This is a genomic window from Sedimentibacter saalensis, from assembly GCF_007830175.1.
Lineage (GTDB): Bacteria > Bacillota > Clostridia > Tissierellales > Sedimentibacteraceae > Sedimentibacter > Sedimentibacter saalensis.
This window is the reverse complement of record NZ_VLKH01000003.1, coordinates 1-18,018: the sequence shown is the minus strand read 5'-3', so window position 1 is coordinate 18,018 and position 18,018 is coordinate 1. Positions and strand designations below refer to the sequence as shown.

The window sequence follows — 18,018 nt, the reverse complement described above, 5'->3', positions numbered from 1 at the left end:
AGATGCGAATTTTTACATAATTTGAATTTATTCGAATGTCAGGAGAATAATATGGTTATTCATTTTTCGGATTTTCTTACACAAATCATATCTAGTCCCCCTCTGTTAATAACTGCAGTTCTTACATTGGGAGTCATATTGGTAAATGGTTGGACAGATGCTCCAAACGCCATTGCCACATGCGTCTCGACACGTTCAATTACAGCAAGAAATGCAATTTTAATGGCCGCTGTGTTCAATTTTTTTGGTGTATTCATTATGACTATGATAAATGCAAATGTTGCCATGACTATTTATAACATGGTTGACTTTGGGGGAAACACAAGGGAAGCCCTCATAGCATTGTGTGCTGCATTGTTTGCCATTGTAACTTGGGCTACAGCCGCATGGTGGTTTGGAATACCCACCAGTGAGAGCCATGCTCTTATTGCAGGAATATCAGGAGCTGCCATAGCCATTCATAACGGCATGGGCGGAATTAACCCTAATGAATGGATTAAGGTAATTTATGGACTTGCTCTGTCAACTGTACTTGGATTTATAATGGGATGGGTGACGGTAAAACTGACTGAAATCATATTCAGAGGATTTAACAGAAGAAAGACAAACATGTTTTTTCAAAAAGCACAGGTATTAAGCGGTGCCACAATGGCATTCATGCACGGCGCTCAGGATGGACAGAAGTTTATGGGAGTGTTCATGCTTGGAATATTCCTTGCAAATGGACAAGCAAATGTTACAAGTTTTCAAATCCCTTTATGGATGATGCTCATGTGTTCAATTGTAATGGCTCTCGGAACATCCATAGGCGGATACAAAATAATAAAATCAGTAGGAATGGATATGTGCAAGCTTGAAAAATATCAGGGTTTTTCAGCAGATATGGCTGCTGCCACATGTCTTTTGATTTCATCATTGTCAGGAATTCCGGTAAGCACAACCCATACAAAGACAACAGCAATAATGGGAGTGGGAGCTGCAAAAAGACTTTCATCTGTAAACTGGAGTTTTGTTAAGGAAATGGTCTGGACTTGGCTTCTTACTTTTCCTGGCTGCGGATTAATAGGATTTTTAATGGCAAAAATGTTTATAACATTATTTTAATATAAGAGGTGAAAAATGGCACGTAAAAATGATTTTGATTATTTTGACGGATTTATAAAACTCTCTGAGTACTGCTGCAGTGCCGCTGAAATGCTTGATGACAATATTAAAAAATATGATGCGGAAACACTTCAGGAAAAGATGAAGAAAATGCATGAAATAGAACATGCTGCTGATTTGGAAGGACATGAAATAATTAGAAGACTTGCCCATGAATTTATAACGCCAATTGACAGGGAAGACATAGTACAGCTTCTGCATCAAATCGATGACATTACTGACTGCATAGAAGATGTGCTTCTGCACATGTACATGTACAATGTCAAGTCCATAAGAGAAGATGCCCTTGGTTTTTCAAAAATAATTCTTCAAAGCTGCCAGGAGCTGAAGGATACATTTGTGGAATTCAAGAATTTCAAGAAATCAAAGGAAATTCACAAAAAGATTGTGCACATAAATAAACTTGAAGAAGACGGAGACAACCTATATACAGAGGCTGTAAGAAAACTTCACATGACAAGCACCGATGCCATTGAAATAATGACATGGACCATTGCATTCAATCGCTTTGAAAAATGTTGTGATGCTTGCGAAGAAGCTGCAAATGTTGTTGAGAGCATAATTATGAAAAATTCATAAATAATTGTGAAAAAAAGTTTATTTTTGCAAAAAAATAGTTGCAATGTAAACGAATGATTGTTAAAATATAAGCAGGAGGCGTATTATGGATAAGCACGATAGAATTTCACCTGCGGTAATCAGACGATTACCAAAATATTACAGATATCTTGGAGAACTTACTAAGATGGGGATTAATAAAACTTCATCAAGAGAACTCAGCGAGATGACTGGTTTTTCAGCTTCACAAATAAGACAGGACTTAAATAATTTCGGGGGATTTGGACAACAGGGTTTTGGCTACGACGTAGAAAACTTGAGAAATGAAATTGCAAAGATTCTTGGCCTTGACAACAAGTACAAGATAATTATAGTGGGTGCCGGAAATATCGGCCAGGCAATTGCAAATTATACAGGTTTTTACGAAGCCGATTATGAAGTTGTCGCATTGTTTGACAAAAATCCAAAACTTATAGGGATGTCAATAAGAAATGCAATGATCATGGACTCAGACGACTTAGAAGATTTTCTCGAAAAAGAAAAAATAGACATAGCTGTTATATGCACTCCTAAGAGTGTCAGCCAGCAGGTTGCAGAACAGTTGGTGAGATGCGGAATACACGCTATATGGAATTTTGCCCCGAAAGATTTAAAAATGCCTGAAAATGTACATGTTGAAAATGTTCACTTAAATGAAAGCTTGTTTTCTCTGACTTATTATTATAACAGAATGAACAAGGAAAAAAGTAAAAATGAATAAAACTCAAAAAAATGCAGAGATTATGACGTAAGTTAAAAATCTCTGTTTTTTTATACACCAGAAAGCTAAAATGAGTCTTTAGACCGTTTTTTAGCGCCGGGACAAATATTACGAATAATTAACACATTATTAATCCTTATTTAATAAAAATAATTCAAAATTAAAAAACTTATGAAAGGTGGTGCAAAATTCGTCTCGAAAAGTTAAAATTACAAATAGTTAACATAAAATTGATTGAATTGTGAATACATTTTGATATAATAAAGAAGGAAATACATAATATTATTTCATGGAGGTTTTGTTTAATGAATGCATATATTGAAAGAGTAATTGAGCAAGTTAAGAAAAGAGACGCTAATGAACCTGAATTTATTCAGACAGTTGAAGAAGTTTTATTCAGCTTGGAGCCTATGATTGAAAAACATCCTGAATATGAAGCAGCAGGTCTGTTGGAAAGAATTGTTGAACCAGAAAGAAGCATTTCTTTTAAAGTTTCATGGGTTGATGATAAAGGACAAGTACAGGTTAACAGAGGATACAGAATTCAGTTTAACGGAGCAATAGGACCTTACAAAGGTGGATTAAGATTCCATCCTTCAGTATATTCAGGTATAATGAAATTTTTGGCTTTTGAACAAACATTCAAAGATTCACTCACAGGTCTTCCAATAGGCGGAGCTAAAGGTGGTTCTGACTTTGACCCAAGAGGAAAATCAGATGCAGAAGTAATGAGATTCTGCCAAGCCTTCATGACTGAACTTTACAGACATATAGGACCAGACGTTGACGTTCCTGCAGGAGACATAGGAGTTGGCGGAAGAGAAGTTGGTTATTTATACGGACAGTACAGAAGAATCAGAGGCGCTTTCGAAAACGGCGTATTAACAGGCAAAGGAATACCATTTGGCGGAAGTTTGGCAAGAACTGAAGCTACAGGATACGGCGCTGTATATTATACACAAGAAGTTTTGAACCACTTCGGAGAAGAAGTAGCAGGCAAGACATTCGTAGTATCAGGTTTCGGTAACGTTGCTTGGGGAGTTGTTCAGAAAGTTAACCAATTAGGCGGAACTGTTGTTGCTATTTCAGGTCCAGACGGATATATTTACGATCCTGCCGGAGTTAAAGGCGAAAAAGAAGAATTTATGCTTTACATGAGATCTTCAGGAAGAGACAAAGTTCAGGATTACGCTGAAAAGTTTGGCGTTGAATTCTTCCCGGGTCAAAAACCATGGGCAGTAAAAGCAGATGTTTACATGCCATGTGCAACTCAAAATGAAATCAACATGGAAGAAGCTAAGAAAATAGTAGCAAGCGGATCTAAATACTATATCGAAGTTGCTAACATGCCTACTACAAATGATGCATTGGCATTCTTACAACAAAGCGGAATGATAGTTGCTCCTTCAAAAGCAGTTAATGCCGGCGGAGTTGCTACATCAGCATTGGAAATGAGCCAGAACTCAATGAGATATTCTTGGACATTTGAAGAAGTTGATGCTAAACTTCATGAAATCATGAGAAACATCTATAAGAACTCTGTAGCAGCAGCTGAAGAAGCTGGATTGGGATACAACCTGGTAGCTGGAGCTAACCTTGCTGGATTCAAAAAAGTTGCAGATGCTATGATGGCTCAGGGAATAATCTAATAAAAAATAAAAGCAAGGTTCGCCTTGCTTTTTTGTTGCAAAAAAAATTCCGGCTTGCCGGATTTTTTGCTTTAATATTTATTTATTTGAACAAATGAATTTTTCCTGTGTCGTTTAGGTATTTCACAAGTATTGCCACAACAGGTGCTATTATGAATCCTGCAAATCCAAACAGTCTCAGACCGGCATACATGGCAGTTATTGTTATGATAGGATGAAGGCCAATTTGATGTCCTACAATTCTTGGCTCTATTATGTTTCTCACAACAGTTACCGTAACATACAGTATCAACAATCCTCCGCCCATTCTGTAATTATTGAGAATCAGTTCTACAATGGCCCATGGAATTAATATTCCGCCGGTACCAATAATAGGCATTATGTCAAGTACAGCAATTATTGCTGCTAATGGAAGTGCATATGTAACATCCAGCATGTTAAGACCAATTAACAGTTCAATGAATGTAATGAACAATATTATCATGTAGGACTTTATCATTTTCCACAGCGTTCCTGTAAGGAAGGTTTTCGCCTCCGTGAATGTGGAGTTGAACTTATCAGGCAGCTGGCGCTTTATAAAAGCAGTTATGTTGTTGTATTCCACGCTTATGAACACTGAAAGGACAATTGTAAAAATAACGCTTATGAGGTACAGAGGAAAGTTTGAAATGAGTCTTGTAACAAACTGCACCACAGAAATCGATATGTTTTTAATAACATCAGAAATATAATTGATGCCATTTGTTATAACCTGTGAAATTGCACTTGCTGCATCAGGAGATATTAACTTTGCATTCTCTACAATCCAGTCGTTGAACTCCAAAAGAACAGGCTCAAGTTTTTGAAAATATAAATCCGGCATTACCTTGACCATGTCTGTCAGCTGCGCGAATAAAAATGACAGTATTAGCCAGAGAAGAGTTGCTGCTCCGGCATAAAACATAGCCACTACAAACACTGCCACACCTTTGCCGGTGCTGTTAACAAGCTTGTTAACAAGCCTTGTTATGGGCCGCAGGGCAAGAGCAATTAAAAAACCAACCAAAAATGGCATAACCCAATGAATCATGTAAACAAAAATGAAATATAAAACTGCGTAAACCGTTACTATAAAAGCCACATTCACAATGAATTTTTTCTTGTCGTTTTCAGTCATATCCGCCTCTTATTTTATTTATATGAACAATTATAATATTAATGAAGTTTATTTGCAACTGACATTATGAAAATATGCTGTTTATTTTATTGAATTAATATTTTGCTTATAATATAATTGATTAAACTTATTTAGTTATGAACAGCATTATATAAGTCCATATTCTTTCATGTTCAAGGAAAGGTACGGAGAGTTATAAATGTTACAATATCGCAACAGTTGAAGGGAGATTAAAGATGAGAGAAATTAATGTAGAAGATATAACCAGGACAGTTGAAAAACTTTGTATAGAATCAAATTACTATCTTCCGCAGGATGTTAAAAAAGCATTAGAAGATGCAGTGGACAAGGAAGAATCGCCTCTAGCAAAAGATATTCTTGAGGACATTCTGAAGAATCAGGAAATTGCTAGAACAAAGGAAGTTCCCATATGCCAGGACACCGGACTTGCAGTTATATTTCTGGAGCTGGGTCAGGAAGTACGACTTGTTGGGGGAGACCTTAATTCTGCCATAGATGAAGGAGTAAGAAGAGGCTATAAAAACGGATATCTTCGAAAATCAGCAGTTGATGATCCTTTCATGGTGAGAAAAAACACAGGTGACAACACTCCTGCAATAATTCATACAACAATAGTTCCCGGAGACAAAATTAAGCTGATAATTGCTCCTAAAGGAGGCGGAAGCGAAAACATGAGCGCCTTATGCATGCTTAAACCTTCTGACGGTGAAGCAGGCATTAAGAAGTGCGTTATTGATGCTGTAGACAGGGCAGGGTCAAATCCATGTCCACCTATAATTGTTGGAGTAGGAATAGGCGGCACAATTGAAAAAACAACTCTTATTGCCAAACAGGCTCTTTTGAGGGAAGTTGGACAGCATCATCCAAATCCTGTAGTGGCAAAAATGGAAAAAGAGCTTCTTGAAGAAATAAACAATCTTGGCATTGGTCCTCAGGGATTTGGCGGAAGAACTACAGCCCTTGCAGTAAACATAGAAACTTTTCCTGCACACATTGCAAGCATGCCTGTTGCCATAAACATTCAGTGCCATGTGGCAAGGCATAAAGAAGCAATTATATAATGGAGGTAGACATGGCTAAAATAGTAAATTTACCGCTGACTGACGAAACAGTGAGCGATTTAAAAGCAGGAGACAGAGTTCTTCTTAACGGAATCATGTACACAGGCAGGGATGCTGCTCACAAAAGAATTGCAGAACTTATAAACAAAAATGAACAGCTTCCCATGGACATAAAAAACCAGACAATTTATTATGTGGGTCCTTGTCCTGCAAAGCCGGGACAGGCAATTGGCTCAGCAGGTCCCACAACAAGCGGAAGGATGGATGCCTATGCCCCTCTCTTGATGGACCACGGTCTTAAGGGGATGATTGGCAAGGGCCTTAGAAGCAAGCAGGTTGTTGATTCAATAATCAAGAACAATGCAGTTTATTTTGCTGCAATCGGCGGAGCGGGAGCACTTCTTGCTGAAGCAATCAAGGAAGCAGAAGTGATTGCTTTTCCAGACCTTGGGGCAGAAGCAATTTACAAACTAAGAGTTGAAAATTTCCCTGTTACAGTAGTAATAGACAATGAGGGAAATGATTTATATAAAATTGGGAAAGAAAAATACAAAAAATAGGAGGATATTACATGATTATAAGCACTAAAACAAAATTATTAGGGCTGCTGGGCTATCCTCTGGGACATTCTCTTTCTCCCATCATGCATAACACAGCATTTGAGAGTCTGGATCTAGACAAAATATATATTCCCATAGAGGTATTGCCTGAAAACTTGGAAACAGTTGTGAGGGGCATGGCTAAGATGAACTTTGAAGGATTTAATGTAACAATACCTCATAAAATCGAAATTATGAAGTATCTTGATGAAATTGACGAGTATGCAAAATGCATCGGTGCCGTTAACACTGTTGTGGTTCATGAGGGAACACTCAAGGGTTACAACACAGATGGCATGGGATTCTTGAAATCATTCGAGGAGAGCACAGGAACAAAAATACATGGAAAAAATGTTTTTATACTTGGAAGCGGCGGGGCTTCAAGAGCAATTAGCATGACACTGGCACTAAAAAAGGCAAATAAGATTTACATATGCAACAGAACATATGAAAGGGCAGTTTCCCTGGCTGAAGATATAAACAAACAGACGGGAGCAGAGAGTGTGGCTGTAAAACATGAATATGACCACATGAAAAAAGCAATAGCAGACTGTCATGTTCTTATAAATACAACAAGCGTGGGAATGTCACCACACATTGATTCAAGTCCATTGGACAGAGAACTGCTTACCCCTTCACTTACAGTGTGCGATGCTGTTTACAATCCTAGAAAAACCAGGCTATTGAAGGATGCAGAAGAAATGGGATGCACGACGGTAGAAGGACTTAAAATGCTTGTTAATCAGGGTGCAGAGGCCTTTGAAATATGGACCGGAATCAAAGCTCCTGCTGAGCTGATGTTAAAAGCAATAAGCAAATAATGTTTTAAATTAATTTTAATTGATCAAGTTCAGTATTTGTTCTGGATAAAAGCAAATTATGTATGTCAAATCAGAAATCATCTTCATATACTAAATTAAAAAAAGCAGGTGATTTCATGTCTATTTTTAACAATATATCAATGCAGCAGGCGCCGGCAGTGTTTAATCCGATTTCAGATACAGCCAATACTACAAGAGTAAATTTCGATGATATTTTTGCTTACAATGTTGCAGTTACTAATATAATATATCCGAGCAGCAATATAAGCTGGCGCCCCAATGCTGTCATCATGGTACCTTACGACAGGTGGCAGTACGGAGTTTGCGCCTCAAGCATTGTTCATTTTCCAATCAATGCACCCATAATGTTTACTGACAGGAACTTTATACCTCCTATTATTTTAAATGAAATATTGAGGCTATCTCCCACAGGCGACAATGTACCGGCACAGATACTTGTTGTGGGCCCCATATCATCATCCATAGAAAATGCATTGATGGCTCTTGGATTTTCTACTTACAGAATAACAGCCTTTGAAGATGTTTACAGAGCTTGTTATGATATTATTGATTTCAGATTTAACGTGGTTCCTTCTGAATCTGAAATAGGAAAAAAAGATGTAATGGTAATATCAGGGGAGGACTATTCTGAGGGGATTCCAGCAGCCTTTTATGCGGCTCACATGGATGTTCCGATTATCCTGGTACAGCAAAATTCAATACCACAGCCCATACAAAACTTTATCCTAAGCAACAGAGGAAAAAATTATTTTATAGTGGGTTCCACAAGGACCGTCAGTGAAAATGTGGAAGCCCAAATAAGAAATTCAATAACAGGAACCATTCATAGAATCAGCGGAAATGACCCCTACACAATTGCAATAAATTTTGCAAGGTACCAAAGTCCCGTTGATGATTTCGGATGGAAGCACAATACAAGAAACGGCTGGGCATTTTCATTCGGAGAACTCAGCAAGTGGCATCATCTGATATCCAGTGTCATGTTTGCTCACTTAAGCAAACATACGCCTCTTCTGTTAGTAGACAGGAATTCCATGCCTGCATCTGTCAGAGAATATGTAACCAGCGTCAATCCGTCTAAGGAAATGGCACACATGCCGCCGTACATGCACAGCTACATTTTAGGAAGTTTTTCAGACATATCCCATGAAACACAGGTTGCCGTCGAGGAAGTAATGGATATAATGTCTAAGATGGAACACTAGATAAAATTATCATCCCGAATTGAATCAAATAATGATTTGGGATGATTTTTTTTGCTGTGAAATTATCAAGTTTTAATGACAGAAGTTTTAATTATCATTTAGGTCATAATTTGTAGAAATTTGTCTAAAAATATAAATGAATACAAATATAAAATAGTATGAACAACAATGAAAAAGGTGTATAATAGTATACAAATAACAATAGTAACTTACTATAAGAAAATTCTGATTCTTTTCATATCAAAATTTACCATCATAATTACTTCTTAAAATCATTCGCCTAAAAATAATTATCATAAATATATTATTAATTTCTTCAGTGTCCTGTTTATGGTACACATGATGTTTTATAATTATATTAGAAAATAGTTAATTAACTAAAATAATGTTATGAAATTTAAGAAAAGGAGGTGAAAACATGAAAATTCTGGTTCAGTTTGAATTAAGTAAAAATGAATTGCCTTTGGATTACCGCAGAGCATGTGTATCATTTATTAAAGGATCGTTATTTGAAAATTCTCAAGAGTTGTATGAAAATCTATATGGTAATAATGGAACTAAGCAAAAAAATTTTACTTTCAATTTAAAATTAACAGGTCCTAAATTTATGGAAAATGAAATTTATCTTGAAGGGAAAGATGTTTTGCTTTCTATATCTACAAACGATATAGGTTTAGGAATTGACTTATATAACAGTATTCTTGGCAGGAAAGGGAAAACGCATCCATTATCAAATGATAATTTCATGAAAATAAAGCATGTAAGGCTTGAAAACCATAAGAATATTACAACAAATGAAGTTATGGTCAAGTTTTACTCGCCTTTGGTTGTGAGAAATCACATAAAGGGTGAGAAAGACATTTATTATTTTTATGATGACAATGATTTTAATGATGGATTGAAGAAATGTGTAGAAAACCAAATGAAAAATTGCTCTTTAAATGAAATTAGCAATTTTGATGTGGAGCTTATTCCGATAAATCCGAAAAAAGTGATTGTAAAAACATTTGGCATAAATATACCTGCATCTATTGGTGTATTTAAAATGAAAGCAAATACCGATGTAATAAACGCCTTATATCAATTTGGAATTGGTTCAAGACGATCAGAGGGTTTTGGGTTGTTTGAAATCATCAGTTAGGGGGTGATGTGTTGGATGATTTTATAGAAATTCAATTAGGAAGTTCGTTTTTGATTAATGCAGGAATTTGTGGATTGATAAAATTACTGGAATTCAGCAAGGCAGAAGAAGGCATGGATTATGAAATAAATGGACAGGTCATGAAATTATCAAAAGAATTCTTGATGAGCAGAGACATTTCAGATTTATATGTCAAGGCTATGGTCAATAATTTCAAGGAAACTACGAGATTTTATGACATATTGCAGAAACGTCACATTGTAGAAAGTATATACGCCGGAAAAGAAGAACTAAGCAAAGATGATATCGACAATATAAATAAAATATTTAAAGAAGCTGTGCAAATGCTTGAAAAAAACAGTTTTAAATCTGGTTATATAATTTTGAATGAATATTACAATATAAGTAAAATAACTGATGAAATTATAGCAAGACTTAAAAAAGAGAAAAATTTAGAAAAAGAAATTGGAGCGTATTTAGAAATATGCAATATACTGGATAAACCTGAGGTACAGGAAGTTTTGATATTTAAGGAATTAATGTATTCTAAAATGAATATGTTTTTGGGTGATACATCTTTCTTTTTATCAGCTAATCTAAAAAAGGATATAAGAGAATGTTATAAAAAGGATTTTGTACAACCGCTATTAGATGAAGTAGCTGGAACTAAAAAGAAAACCAAGAGATGCATAGAATGTTCAAACCTTGCATATAACACAAAGTCTATATCATTTATGATTGATTCCACAGATGATGTCAGCCGCAAAAAATCACATTACTGGAACTTAAAACCTGATGCATTTGTGTGTCCTGTATGTGCCTTTTTATATACGCTGGTTCCCCTTGGATTTCAGTTTTTAGGCAGTGATGCCATATTTATCAACAACAACAGCAGCATAAATGCCATGTGCAGAATTATGAGAACGTATGAAAGCAAGGATGATGAAAACTTGCAAAGTACCAATAAGAGTAAATTTTATCGAATTTTTACTGATCAGAAAATCGATATGTTGGAAAATAAAATATACAACATCCAGGTTATTATTAAGAGTAAAAACAAAGAACATTTTGAAATTAATGTCATCAGTAAAGACACTATCAAAAAAATTGTTGATTGCAAGAAGCATTTAAAACATCTTGAGAGAAAGTATATTAAACAAAATGACAGTTTTATTAGCGTATATGACGAAGTTATTGATAATATTTTTTTTAAAAGAAGCCAGTATCAATTAATGCATGAGTTATTTCTATATGAGTTAAAAAATAATGGCAACACAAATTATATTAAAGATATTTTAATGATTGAAATTACTTTCAGAGGAGGGGTAAGCATGAATTCAATTAAAAAGAATGTTGATATATCCTGGAGAGCGGGAATAGCAATGAGAAATAAATTAACGGAAACTGTTCAGGAAAAGGATATTGATAACAGTTTAAGAAGTTTAGTGTATAAGTTGTCTAACGCATTGTCCGTAGGAAATTGCGAACAATATTTAGATTCAATAATCAGGGTTTATTCGGGCAAAGGCATACCTATTCCATACATATTTAAGGAGTGCTATGAATCTGAAGAGATGTTTAAAGCCATAGGTCAAGGTTTTATACTTGGGCTAAAGTATAATGATTATGAATCTAACAATAAAATAAATATCGGAGGGGAATAAGATGAAAAAAAATGGTTTAACGATTACCATGGTAATTGAAGCTCAAAGTGCAAATTACGGAGAAGGTATAGGCAATATTTCTCAGCTAAAAAAAATGACAAAAGGAAATGGTGAAACTTATTCATATATTTCAAGACAAGCTATACGCTATAACATTGTAAATCAAATGCAGTGTGACAATACCCCAGTAGAAGACGCAGGTGTTGTTCAATTTGCTCCAATGGCTTCAATAAGCGATTATCCGGAAATTGACTTATTTGGCTACATGAAAACCAGCAGCAAAAGTGAAGACAAGAAAGGCGGGCAAAATATCCGTTCAGCTGTTGTGCGATTAAGCAATGCAATTTCTCTTGAGCCATACAAATCTGACTTGGATTTTCTTACTAACATAGGACTTGCTAAGAGAAAAGTAGGTCTTGATAATGCAATTGCCCAAAGTGAAATTCATAACTCACTATATGTATATACGATTACAATTGATTTAGACAGAATAGGTGAAGATTCAAATGACAATGTATCATTGCCGCGAAATGAAAAAGCAAGACGTGTTCGTTTGCTTCTTGATACAGTACAATTTTTATACCGTGATATCAAGGGCAGAAGAGAAAATTTGAGTCCTGTCTTTGCGGTAGGAGGAGTATACGAGAGAAAGAATCCTTATTTTGAAGGAAGGGTTGAACTCAGCAAAAAAGGTCTTAATATTGAAATGGTACAAGCAGTAATAGATTCATGTGAAGATTGTAAAAACAATACGGTTGTTGGATGTTTGAATGGAAAGTTTAGTAATCAAGAACAAATAAAAAGCCTTGAACCAAAGACAATAGATCAGTTATTTGATTATTTAAAGAAAGAAGTTGATATTTATTATGCTTAAGGCAATTCGATTGAAATTATTTCAACAGATGCCGAATTACCGTAAACCGGCAAGTTTTTTAGTTAAAGAAAGCTACCCCTTGCCTCCTTATTCAAGTGTTATTGGTATGATACATGCTGCATGTGGATTTGAACAATACCATCCTTTACGCATAAGCATTCAAGGTTCTTATGTAAGTGAAGTATCTGATCTCTCTACACTTTATAACTTTGGAATTAAATATGAAGCTACGCGACATCAACACAAGGTATTAAATCTATCTGGTGAATACGATGGTATAAACCGTGGAGTAAGAAGCGTTCACTTGTTAACAGATATGGAGATCGTTGTGCATATTGTTCCAGACGAGGACAGTGATTTTGATGAAATATACAATGGATTAATAAATCCAAAAATATTTCTTAGTCTGGGGAGGCATGAAGACATTATTAGAATTGACAGTGTTGAAATTGTGGAATTAAAAAAATATGATGCTGATAAAGAAGTTGCCTTGGCATACGATATGTATATACCTGTTGTAGACATTGATGATGAACAAATAGGCACAATATATAATTTAAATAAGGTGTTTAAAATTGATAAAAAAACTAATATGAGGACATGGAGCGAAGTAATAAAGGCGCAATATGTTCCAAAAGAAAAAATAGTTTCGCTGCAGAAAGGATACTATGACGTAGAACTTAATAGTTTGGTTTGTCTCGCTTAATTCAAGGGGTTCCAGTAAAATGGAACCCTTAAAAGAAAGGAGTATAAATGATTGCTAAATCTAATCCCGTAGAAACAATTGATGAGCATACGGGGCATTTGCTGGAAGGGTTTGAATACTTAAAAAATTTATATGGTGACAGATTCAGTGACAATGAACTTCAGCTTATAAAACTTGCAGCAGTCTATCATGACTGTGGGAAAAGTAATTTTAACTTTCAAAAAATGATAAGAAAAAAAGCAAATATTTCATTTTCTGAGGATGAATTAAAGTTTGAAAAAGATATTGAAAAAATGTACAAAAGTATTAATAATGGCGAAAGTGTGCCTCATGGTTTTTTGAGTCCTGCTTTTTTGAACTTATCTGAATTGGAAAGTGAATTTTGTAAAGAAGATATTAGGATTTTGATTAACGCAATTTATTTTCATCACACAAGAGATTATAGTTTCACTGATCGTGAAATTAAGAATATGGTCGATGAAGACTTGAAAAAAAGATTGAAAGTCAATCTGCAGTCAAGATACTTCGGTAAGGTATACATTAATCAAAAACCTATTGAAGATTCTGAATGGATTAAGTTTGCTGTTGTAAAGGGAATTTTGAATAAACTTGATTATTGGGCAAGTTCCGACAGAAGGGTACCCATTGAAATAAAGCCAGATATCAATGATAAGTATATCGGCGATGTAGTTGAACAAAAAATAGACACCTGTAATTTGCGAGATGTGCAAATATATATGAAAAATAATCAGAATGAAAATTTAGTTGTAATTGCTTCAACAGGCATCGGCAAGACTGAAGCAGCATTGTTATGGATAGGAGACTACAAGGCTTTTTATACATTGCCGCTTAAGGTATCTATTAATGCCATATATGAAAGAATCAATAAAGAATATGGATGCCCTAAAGATAAACTTGCATTGCTTCATTCAGATTCATTTAACTACTTGCTTGAAAAGGAAAATGAGCTTTCAACTGAAAAAAACAACTTAACTAGAAAGCTTGCTTTTCCTTTGACCATATGCACTGTTGATCAGCTGTTCACCTTTGTCTATAAGTACAGGGGAAGCGAGATATTATTGGCAAATTTGAAATATTCTAAGTTAATAATAGATGAAATTCAGGCTTATTCTCCAGAAATCATAGGGAAATTAGTATATGGACTCAAGCTTATAACGGATGCCGGGGGCAAGTTTTCCATAATTACTGCTACTATGCCTCCGATATTTGAATACTATCTCAATAAACAAAAAATAAATTACATTAAACCACAACAAGTTTACTACAGCCCACACAAAAACAGACATCTTATCAGCTTAAAATCAGGTGATTTTGAATATTCAGATATTGTAAAAAACAGTAAATCAAAGAAGGTATTGATTATTTGCAATACCGTAAGAAAAGCTCAGGAAACATATGAAAATTTGAAGGGCAGCAATGTTTTCCTGCTCCATTCAAAATATATACAAAAACACAGGCATCTGCTTGAAGATAAAATTATGGATTTCACATCAAAAAACAATAATAATGTTGGCATATGGATAACAACACAAATTGTTGAAGCAAGTTTGGATTTAGATTTTGATATCTTGTACACTGAAATGTGTACAGCTGACAGTTTGCTTCAGAGGATGGGAAGATGCTATAGGAAAAGAGATTATTTGGAACAAGATCCAAATATAATTATTTATGATACCAGGAACGGAGTTGGAAAAGAACCGGGGAAAGGAGTGTATGATTCATACTTATATGACAGGTCATTATGCTATTTGAAAAAATATTCTGACAGATTATTTAAAGAAGAAGATAAAATTGATTACATTAATGATGTTTACAGTACACAAGATCTTATCAATGAAAAATTTTCTGGGAGAATAGAAAAGGCAATCTTAGAATGTAGGAATATTGTTCCGGGATTATATGATGAAAAAGAAGCTAAACAGAAATTTAGAGATATTTCATCTGTTTCATTAATTCCTGACAGTATTTTCAACAAGATTAATACGGGGGGATACTTTGATAATTTAATAGCAGGACTCCAAAACAAATATTCTGCAGAAAGGACTAAGGCGGAAAGCGAATTAAAAAGCTATACGGTCAGTATTCCTGGAAATACCAATAAAAGAGACAGGAAACCAATTTGTGGTAATGTAGTTATTTATAGAACATCTCTAAAATATGAATTTGATGAAAAAACGCTTGAAGGAAGAGGTTTGTTGAATGAAGAGGAAAGTGACAACTTCATTTAATATGGGATAAGGAGTATTCTAAATGGATAAATCAGTTACGGGAATAATGGTTTATTATTATGCAGTATGCAGGAAGAAACTTTGGTATTTCTACCATGAAATTAATATGGAGCAGGATAGCGAGAATGTAAAAATTGGCAAGCTGCTTGATGATAGTAGCTATTTAAGAGATGACAAGCATATTAATATTGACAATGTAATTAATATTGATTTTATAAGAAGTCAAGGAATTCTTCATGAAATAAAGAAAAGCAAAAAGATTGAAGAAGCCAGTATACTTCAAGTGAAATATTATTTGTACTATCTTAAAAAAAGAGGAGTAAATGGAATAAGAGGCAAGATTGATTACCCTCTTTTAAAACAAAGCATTGATGTTTGTTTAAGTGACGATGATATTGAACAGATAGATAAAATTGTCACTGAAATAAATGAAATTATCAGTATGAAAATTCCACCAATTTCAATAAACAATAAGATATGTAAGTCATGTGCTTACTATGACTTGTGTTATATTTAGGGAGGTTTGTTATGCTGCAAAGTTATTATATATATAGTAACGGAGATTTAAAAAGACGTGATAACACTCTCAAGTTTACTGATAATGAAGGTAATCAGAAGGATCTTCCTATTGAGAGAATATCAGAAATTTACGTTATGTCAGAAATGTCTTTAAATACAAGTTTGATTAATATTTTATCACAGTATGGAATTGTAATGCATTTTTTTAATTACTACAGTTTTTACACTGGCAGTTTTTATCCTAAAGAGACTTTATTGGCAGGCGATCTGCTGGTACATCAAGTTGAACATTATATTGATTACGAAAAAAGAATTGCTTTAGCTAAAAAATTCATATTAGCAGCATCAGGAAATATTTATCGTAATTTAAGATATTATAATGGTCGAGGAAAAAATTTACAAGAAAATATGAATCAAATTTTAAATATTAGCAAAAACATAAATAATTGTACAAACATTAAAGAATTGATGGGGTATGAAGGAAACATTAGAAAAGTATATTATGATTCATGGAATATAATAATTGATCAGGAAATTGACTTTGAAAAGAGAGTCATGCATCCGCCGGATAATATAATAAATAGCTTGATTTCTTTTGTAAATACACTTATTTATACCAAGGTGCTTAGTGAAGTTTATCATACTCAACTTAATCCAACAATAAGTTATCTTCATGAACCTGGTTTGCGTAGATTTTCACTGTGTTTGGATTTAGCGGAAATATTTAAGCCTTTAATAGGTGACCGGTTAATTTTTTCAATGCTAAATCGAAAGCAAATAACTGAAAAAAGTTTTACAAAGGAGTTAAATTATCTACATTTAACTAAAGAAGCCTCTAGAATTATTACGACTGAACTGGATGAAAGGTTAAAAACAACAATTAAACATAAGGAATTACAGAAGAATGTTTCATATCAATATTTAATTAGGTTAGAAGCATACAAATTAATTAAACATATTTTAGGAGAAAAGGAATATGAAGGTTTTCAAATTTGGTGGTGATTTTTACATGTTAATCGGAGGCATTGATGTATGTAATATTAGTATATGACATAAGCTTTGAAGAAAATGGACAAAAAGTATTGAGTAAAGTATTTAAAATATGCAAAAAATATCTACACCATGTACAGAATTCTGTTTTTGAGGGTGATTTGACGGAATATCAGATATTAGCACTAAAAGCTGAGTTAAACGTTCATGTTCGAAAAAACCTTGATTCAATTATTATTTTTAAAAGCAGAAATAAAAAATGGTTAGACAAAGAGTTGTGGGGAATACAAGAAGATAAGACATCAAATTTTCTTTGAAATATTGTCGATGTGAAATAGCGATTAATATACGGTATATCGACAAATATTTATTTTATAATGTCAATGAATGCAAATGTGCTTCAAAAGCAGAAAAAAGTGTGCATTTGGAATTTTAATTTATAAGATAGACAATTATACAAGTAAAAGTGTTGTAAAACGAGTTGATGTTTTGGAACGGATTAAAATAGAACCATCTTGGAATGTAAATGAAAACCAGCCACTGAAACTATCACTGTCGGGAATAATTAAAATAGAACCATCTTGGAATGTAAATTATGATCAGTCCTTTATTTTGAATTTTTCGAGCATAATTAAAATAGAACCATCTTGGAATGTAAATAGTTTTTTATGTCTTTAATTTTCATTCCTTTTTCAATTAAAATAGAACCATCTTGGAATGTAAATTTACAAGCCCTGAATGCGCCTTTTGAAGCGCATTGATTAAAATAGAACCATCTTGGAATGTAAATAAAGTAAATGCAAGTACATTTGATATTACGGGTATATTAAAATAGAACCATCTTGGAATGTAAATGAAGC

General features: G+C 34.0%; 17 protein-coding genes and 1 CRISPR repeat array. Of the genes, 16 read left to right on the top strand and 1 reads right to left on the bottom strand.

Annotation, left to right across the window (positions count from 1 at the left end; all coding sequences use genetic code 11):
- The first annotated feature begins 51 nt into the window (after positions 1 to 51).
- The 4 genes from LY60_RS05355 to gdhA all read left to right on the top strand — a co-directional run bounded on the left by LY60_RS05355 (position 52) and on the right by gdhA (position 4,131).
- Complete coding sequence (locus LY60_RS05355; protein WP_019229870.1) at positions 52 to 1,104, top strand: inorganic phosphate transporter; 1,053 nt, start codon at positions 52 to 54, stop codon at positions 1,102 to 1,104.
- A 15-nt stretch (positions 1,105 to 1,119) separates the two neighbouring features.
- Positions 1,120 to 1,743 (top strand): DUF47 domain-containing protein, encoded by a 624-nt coding sequence (locus LY60_RS05350; protein WP_145081030.1) that lies wholly within the window; start codon positions 1,120 to 1,122, stop codon positions 1,741 to 1,743.
- A gap of 85 nt (positions 1,744 to 1,828) precedes the next feature.
- Entirely contained in the window at positions 1,829 to 2,482 is a 654-nt protein-coding gene (locus LY60_RS05345) for a redox-sensing transcriptional repressor Rex (RefSeq protein ID WP_145081027.1), read from the top strand.
- Between the two features lie 305 nt (positions 2,483 to 2,787).
- The gene (gene gdhA, locus LY60_RS05340) at positions 2,788 to 4,131 is read left to right on the top strand and encodes an NADP-specific glutamate dehydrogenase (RefSeq protein ID WP_019229867.1); all 1,344 of its coding nucleotides are present in this window, start codon (positions 2,788 to 2,790) and stop codon (positions 4,129 to 4,131) included.
- Between the two features lie 82 nt (positions 4,132 to 4,213).
- On the opposite strand, the gene ytvI is transcribed toward gdhA, so the two are convergent.
- The gene (ytvI, locus tag LY60_RS05335) at positions 4,214 to 5,287 is read right to left on the bottom strand and encodes a sporulation integral membrane protein YtvI (RefSeq protein WP_145081024.1); all 1,074 of its coding nucleotides are present in this window, start codon (positions 5,285 to 5,287) and stop codon (positions 4,214 to 4,216) included.
- Between the two features lie 236 nt (positions 5,288 to 5,523).
- On the opposite strand from ytvI, the gene LY60_RS05330 reads away from it, so the two are divergent.
- From LY60_RS05330 to cas2, 12 genes are all read left to right on the top strand, one after another.
- Entirely contained in the window at positions 5,524 to 6,369 is an 846-nt protein-coding gene (locus tag LY60_RS05330) for a fumarate hydratase (protein ID WP_145081021.1), read from the top strand.
- A gap of 11 nt (positions 6,370 to 6,380) precedes the next feature.
- Positions 6,381 to 6,929, top strand: coding sequence for a Fe-S-containing hydro-lyase (locus tag LY60_RS05325; RefSeq protein ID WP_145081018.1), 549 nt, complete (start codon positions 6,381 to 6,383; stop codon positions 6,927 to 6,929).
- An 11-nt stretch (positions 6,930 to 6,940) separates the two neighbouring features.
- Positions 6,941 to 7,789, top strand: coding sequence for a shikimate dehydrogenase (locus tag LY60_RS05320; RefSeq protein WP_246145377.1), 849 nt, complete (start codon positions 6,941 to 6,943; stop codon positions 7,787 to 7,789).
- Between the two features lie 62 nt (positions 7,790 to 7,851).
- Positions 7,852 to 9,015 carry a cell wall-binding repeat-containing protein gene (locus LY60_RS05315; protein WP_145081015.1) on the top strand — a complete coding sequence of 388 codons (1,164 nt, stop codon included), beginning with the start codon at positions 7,852 to 7,854 and terminating at the stop codon, positions 9,013 to 9,015.
- 418 nt (positions 9,016 to 9,433) lie between these two features.
- Positions 9,434 to 10,156 carry a CRISPR-associated endoribonuclease Cas6 gene (gene cas6 / locus LY60_RS05310; protein WP_145081012.1) on the top strand — a complete coding sequence of 241 codons (723 nt, stop codon included), beginning with the start codon at positions 9,434 to 9,436 and terminating at the stop codon, positions 10,154 to 10,156.
- A gap of 11 nt (positions 10,157 to 10,167) precedes the next feature.
- Positions 10,168 to 11,820: a type I-B CRISPR-associated protein Cas8b1/Cst1 gene (gene cas8a1 / locus LY60_RS05305; RefSeq protein ID WP_145081009.1), complete on the top strand. Its 1,653-nt coding sequence runs from the start codon at positions 10,168 to 10,170 to the stop codon at positions 11,818 to 11,820.
- A 1-nt stretch (position 11,821) separates the two neighbouring features.
- The gene (gene cas7i / locus LY60_RS05300; RefSeq protein ID WP_145081006.1) at positions 11,822 to 12,694 is read left to right on the top strand and encodes a type I-B CRISPR-associated protein Cas7/Cst2/DevR; all 873 of its coding nucleotides are present in this window, start codon (positions 11,822 to 11,824) and stop codon (positions 12,692 to 12,694) included.
- The gene (cas5b, locus tag LY60_RS05295; protein WP_246145376.1) at positions 12,687 to 13,400 is read left to right on the top strand and encodes a type I-B CRISPR-associated protein Cas5b; all 714 of its coding nucleotides are present in this window, start codon (positions 12,687 to 12,689) and stop codon (positions 13,398 to 13,400) included. The genes cas7i and cas5b overlap by 8 nt, the downstream gene beginning before the upstream one ends.
- Before the next feature lie 47 nt (positions 13,401 to 13,447).
- A complete protein-coding gene (cas3, locus tag LY60_RS05290; RefSeq protein ID WP_145081000.1) occupies positions 13,448 to 15,649 on the top strand; it encodes a CRISPR-associated helicase Cas3' in 2,202 nt (733 codons plus the stop codon).
- A 22-nt stretch (positions 15,650 to 15,671) separates the two neighbouring features.
- A complete protein-coding gene (gene cas4, locus LY60_RS05285; RefSeq protein ID WP_145080997.1) occupies positions 15,672 to 16,166 on the top strand; it encodes a CRISPR-associated protein Cas4 in 495 nt (164 codons plus the stop codon).
- Between the two features lie 11 nt (positions 16,167 to 16,177).
- Complete coding sequence (gene cas1b / locus LY60_RS05280) at positions 16,178 to 17,170, top strand: type I-B CRISPR-associated endonuclease Cas1b (protein ID WP_145080994.1); 993 nt, start codon at positions 16,178 to 16,180, stop codon at positions 17,168 to 17,170.
- A 26-nt stretch (positions 17,171 to 17,196) separates the two neighbouring features.
- A complete protein-coding gene (gene cas2 / locus LY60_RS05275; RefSeq protein ID WP_145080991.1) occupies positions 17,197 to 17,475 on the top strand; it encodes a CRISPR-associated endonuclease Cas2 in 279 nt (92 codons plus the stop codon).
- Positions 17,476 to 17,656: 181 nt separating this feature from the next.
- Positions 17,657 to 18,013: direct repeats of the CRISPR family, unit length 30 nt; unit sequence ATTAAAATAGAACCATCTTGGAATGTAAAT.
- Positions 18,014 to 18,018: the final 5 nt, after the last annotated feature.

What these genes read in the sequence shown, in the direction of transcription:
- cas5b (WP_246145376.1), top strand. Translation starts at nt 12,687, where the DNA reads ATGCTTAAGGCAATTCGATTGAAATTATTTCAACAGATGCCGAATTAC.
- cas1b (WP_145080994.1), top strand. Translation starts at nt 16,178, where the DNA reads ATGCTGCAAAGTTATTATATATATAGTAACGGAGATTTAAAAAGACGT.
- cas6 (WP_145081012.1), top strand. Translation starts at nt 9,434, where the DNA reads ATGAAAATTCTGGTTCAGTTTGAATTAAGTAAAAATGAATTGCCTTTG.
- LY60_RS05345 (WP_145081027.1), top strand. Translation starts at nt 1,829, where the DNA reads ATGGATAAGCACGATAGAATTTCACCTGCGGTAATCAGACGATTACCA.
- LY60_RS05325 (WP_145081018.1), top strand. Translation starts at nt 6,381, where the DNA reads ATGGCTAAAATAGTAAATTTACCGCTGACTGACGAAACAGTGAGCGAT.
- LY60_RS05320 (WP_246145377.1), top strand. Translation starts at nt 6,941, where the DNA reads ATGATTATAAGCACTAAAACAAAATTATTAGGGCTGCTGGGCTATCCT.
- cas3 (WP_145081000.1), top strand. Translation starts at nt 13,448, where the DNA reads ATGATTGCTAAATCTAATCCCGTAGAAACAATTGATGAGCATACGGGG.
- LY60_RS05355 (WP_019229870.1), top strand. Translation starts at nt 52, where the DNA reads ATGGTTATTCATTTTTCGGATTTTCTTACACAAATCATATCTAGTCCC.
- gdhA (WP_019229867.1), top strand. Translation starts at nt 2,788, where the DNA reads ATGAATGCATATATTGAAAGAGTAATTGAGCAAGTTAAGAAAAGAGAC.
- cas4 (WP_145080997.1), top strand. Translation starts at nt 15,672, where the DNA reads ATGGATAAATCAGTTACGGGAATAATGGTTTATTATTATGCAGTATGC.
- ytvI (WP_145081024.1), bottom strand. Translation starts at nt 5,287, where the DNA reads ATGACTGAAAACGACAAGAAAAAATTCATTGTGAATGTGGCTTTTATA.
- LY60_RS05330 (WP_145081021.1), top strand. Translation starts at nt 5,524, where the DNA reads ATGAGAGAAATTAATGTAGAAGATATAACCAGGACAGTTGAAAAACTT.
- LY60_RS05315 (WP_145081015.1), top strand. Translation starts at nt 7,852, where the DNA reads ATGTCAAATCAGAAATCATCTTCATATACTAAATTAAAAAAAGCAGGT.
- cas2 (WP_145080991.1), top strand. Translation starts at nt 17,197, where the DNA reads ATGTATGTAATATTAGTATATGACATAAGCTTTGAAGAAAATGGACAA.
- LY60_RS05350 (WP_145081030.1), top strand. Translation starts at nt 1,120, where the DNA reads ATGGCACGTAAAAATGATTTTGATTATTTTGACGGATTTATAAAACTC.
- cas7i (WP_145081006.1), top strand. Translation starts at nt 11,822, where the DNA reads ATGAAAAAAAATGGTTTAACGATTACCATGGTAATTGAAGCTCAAAGT.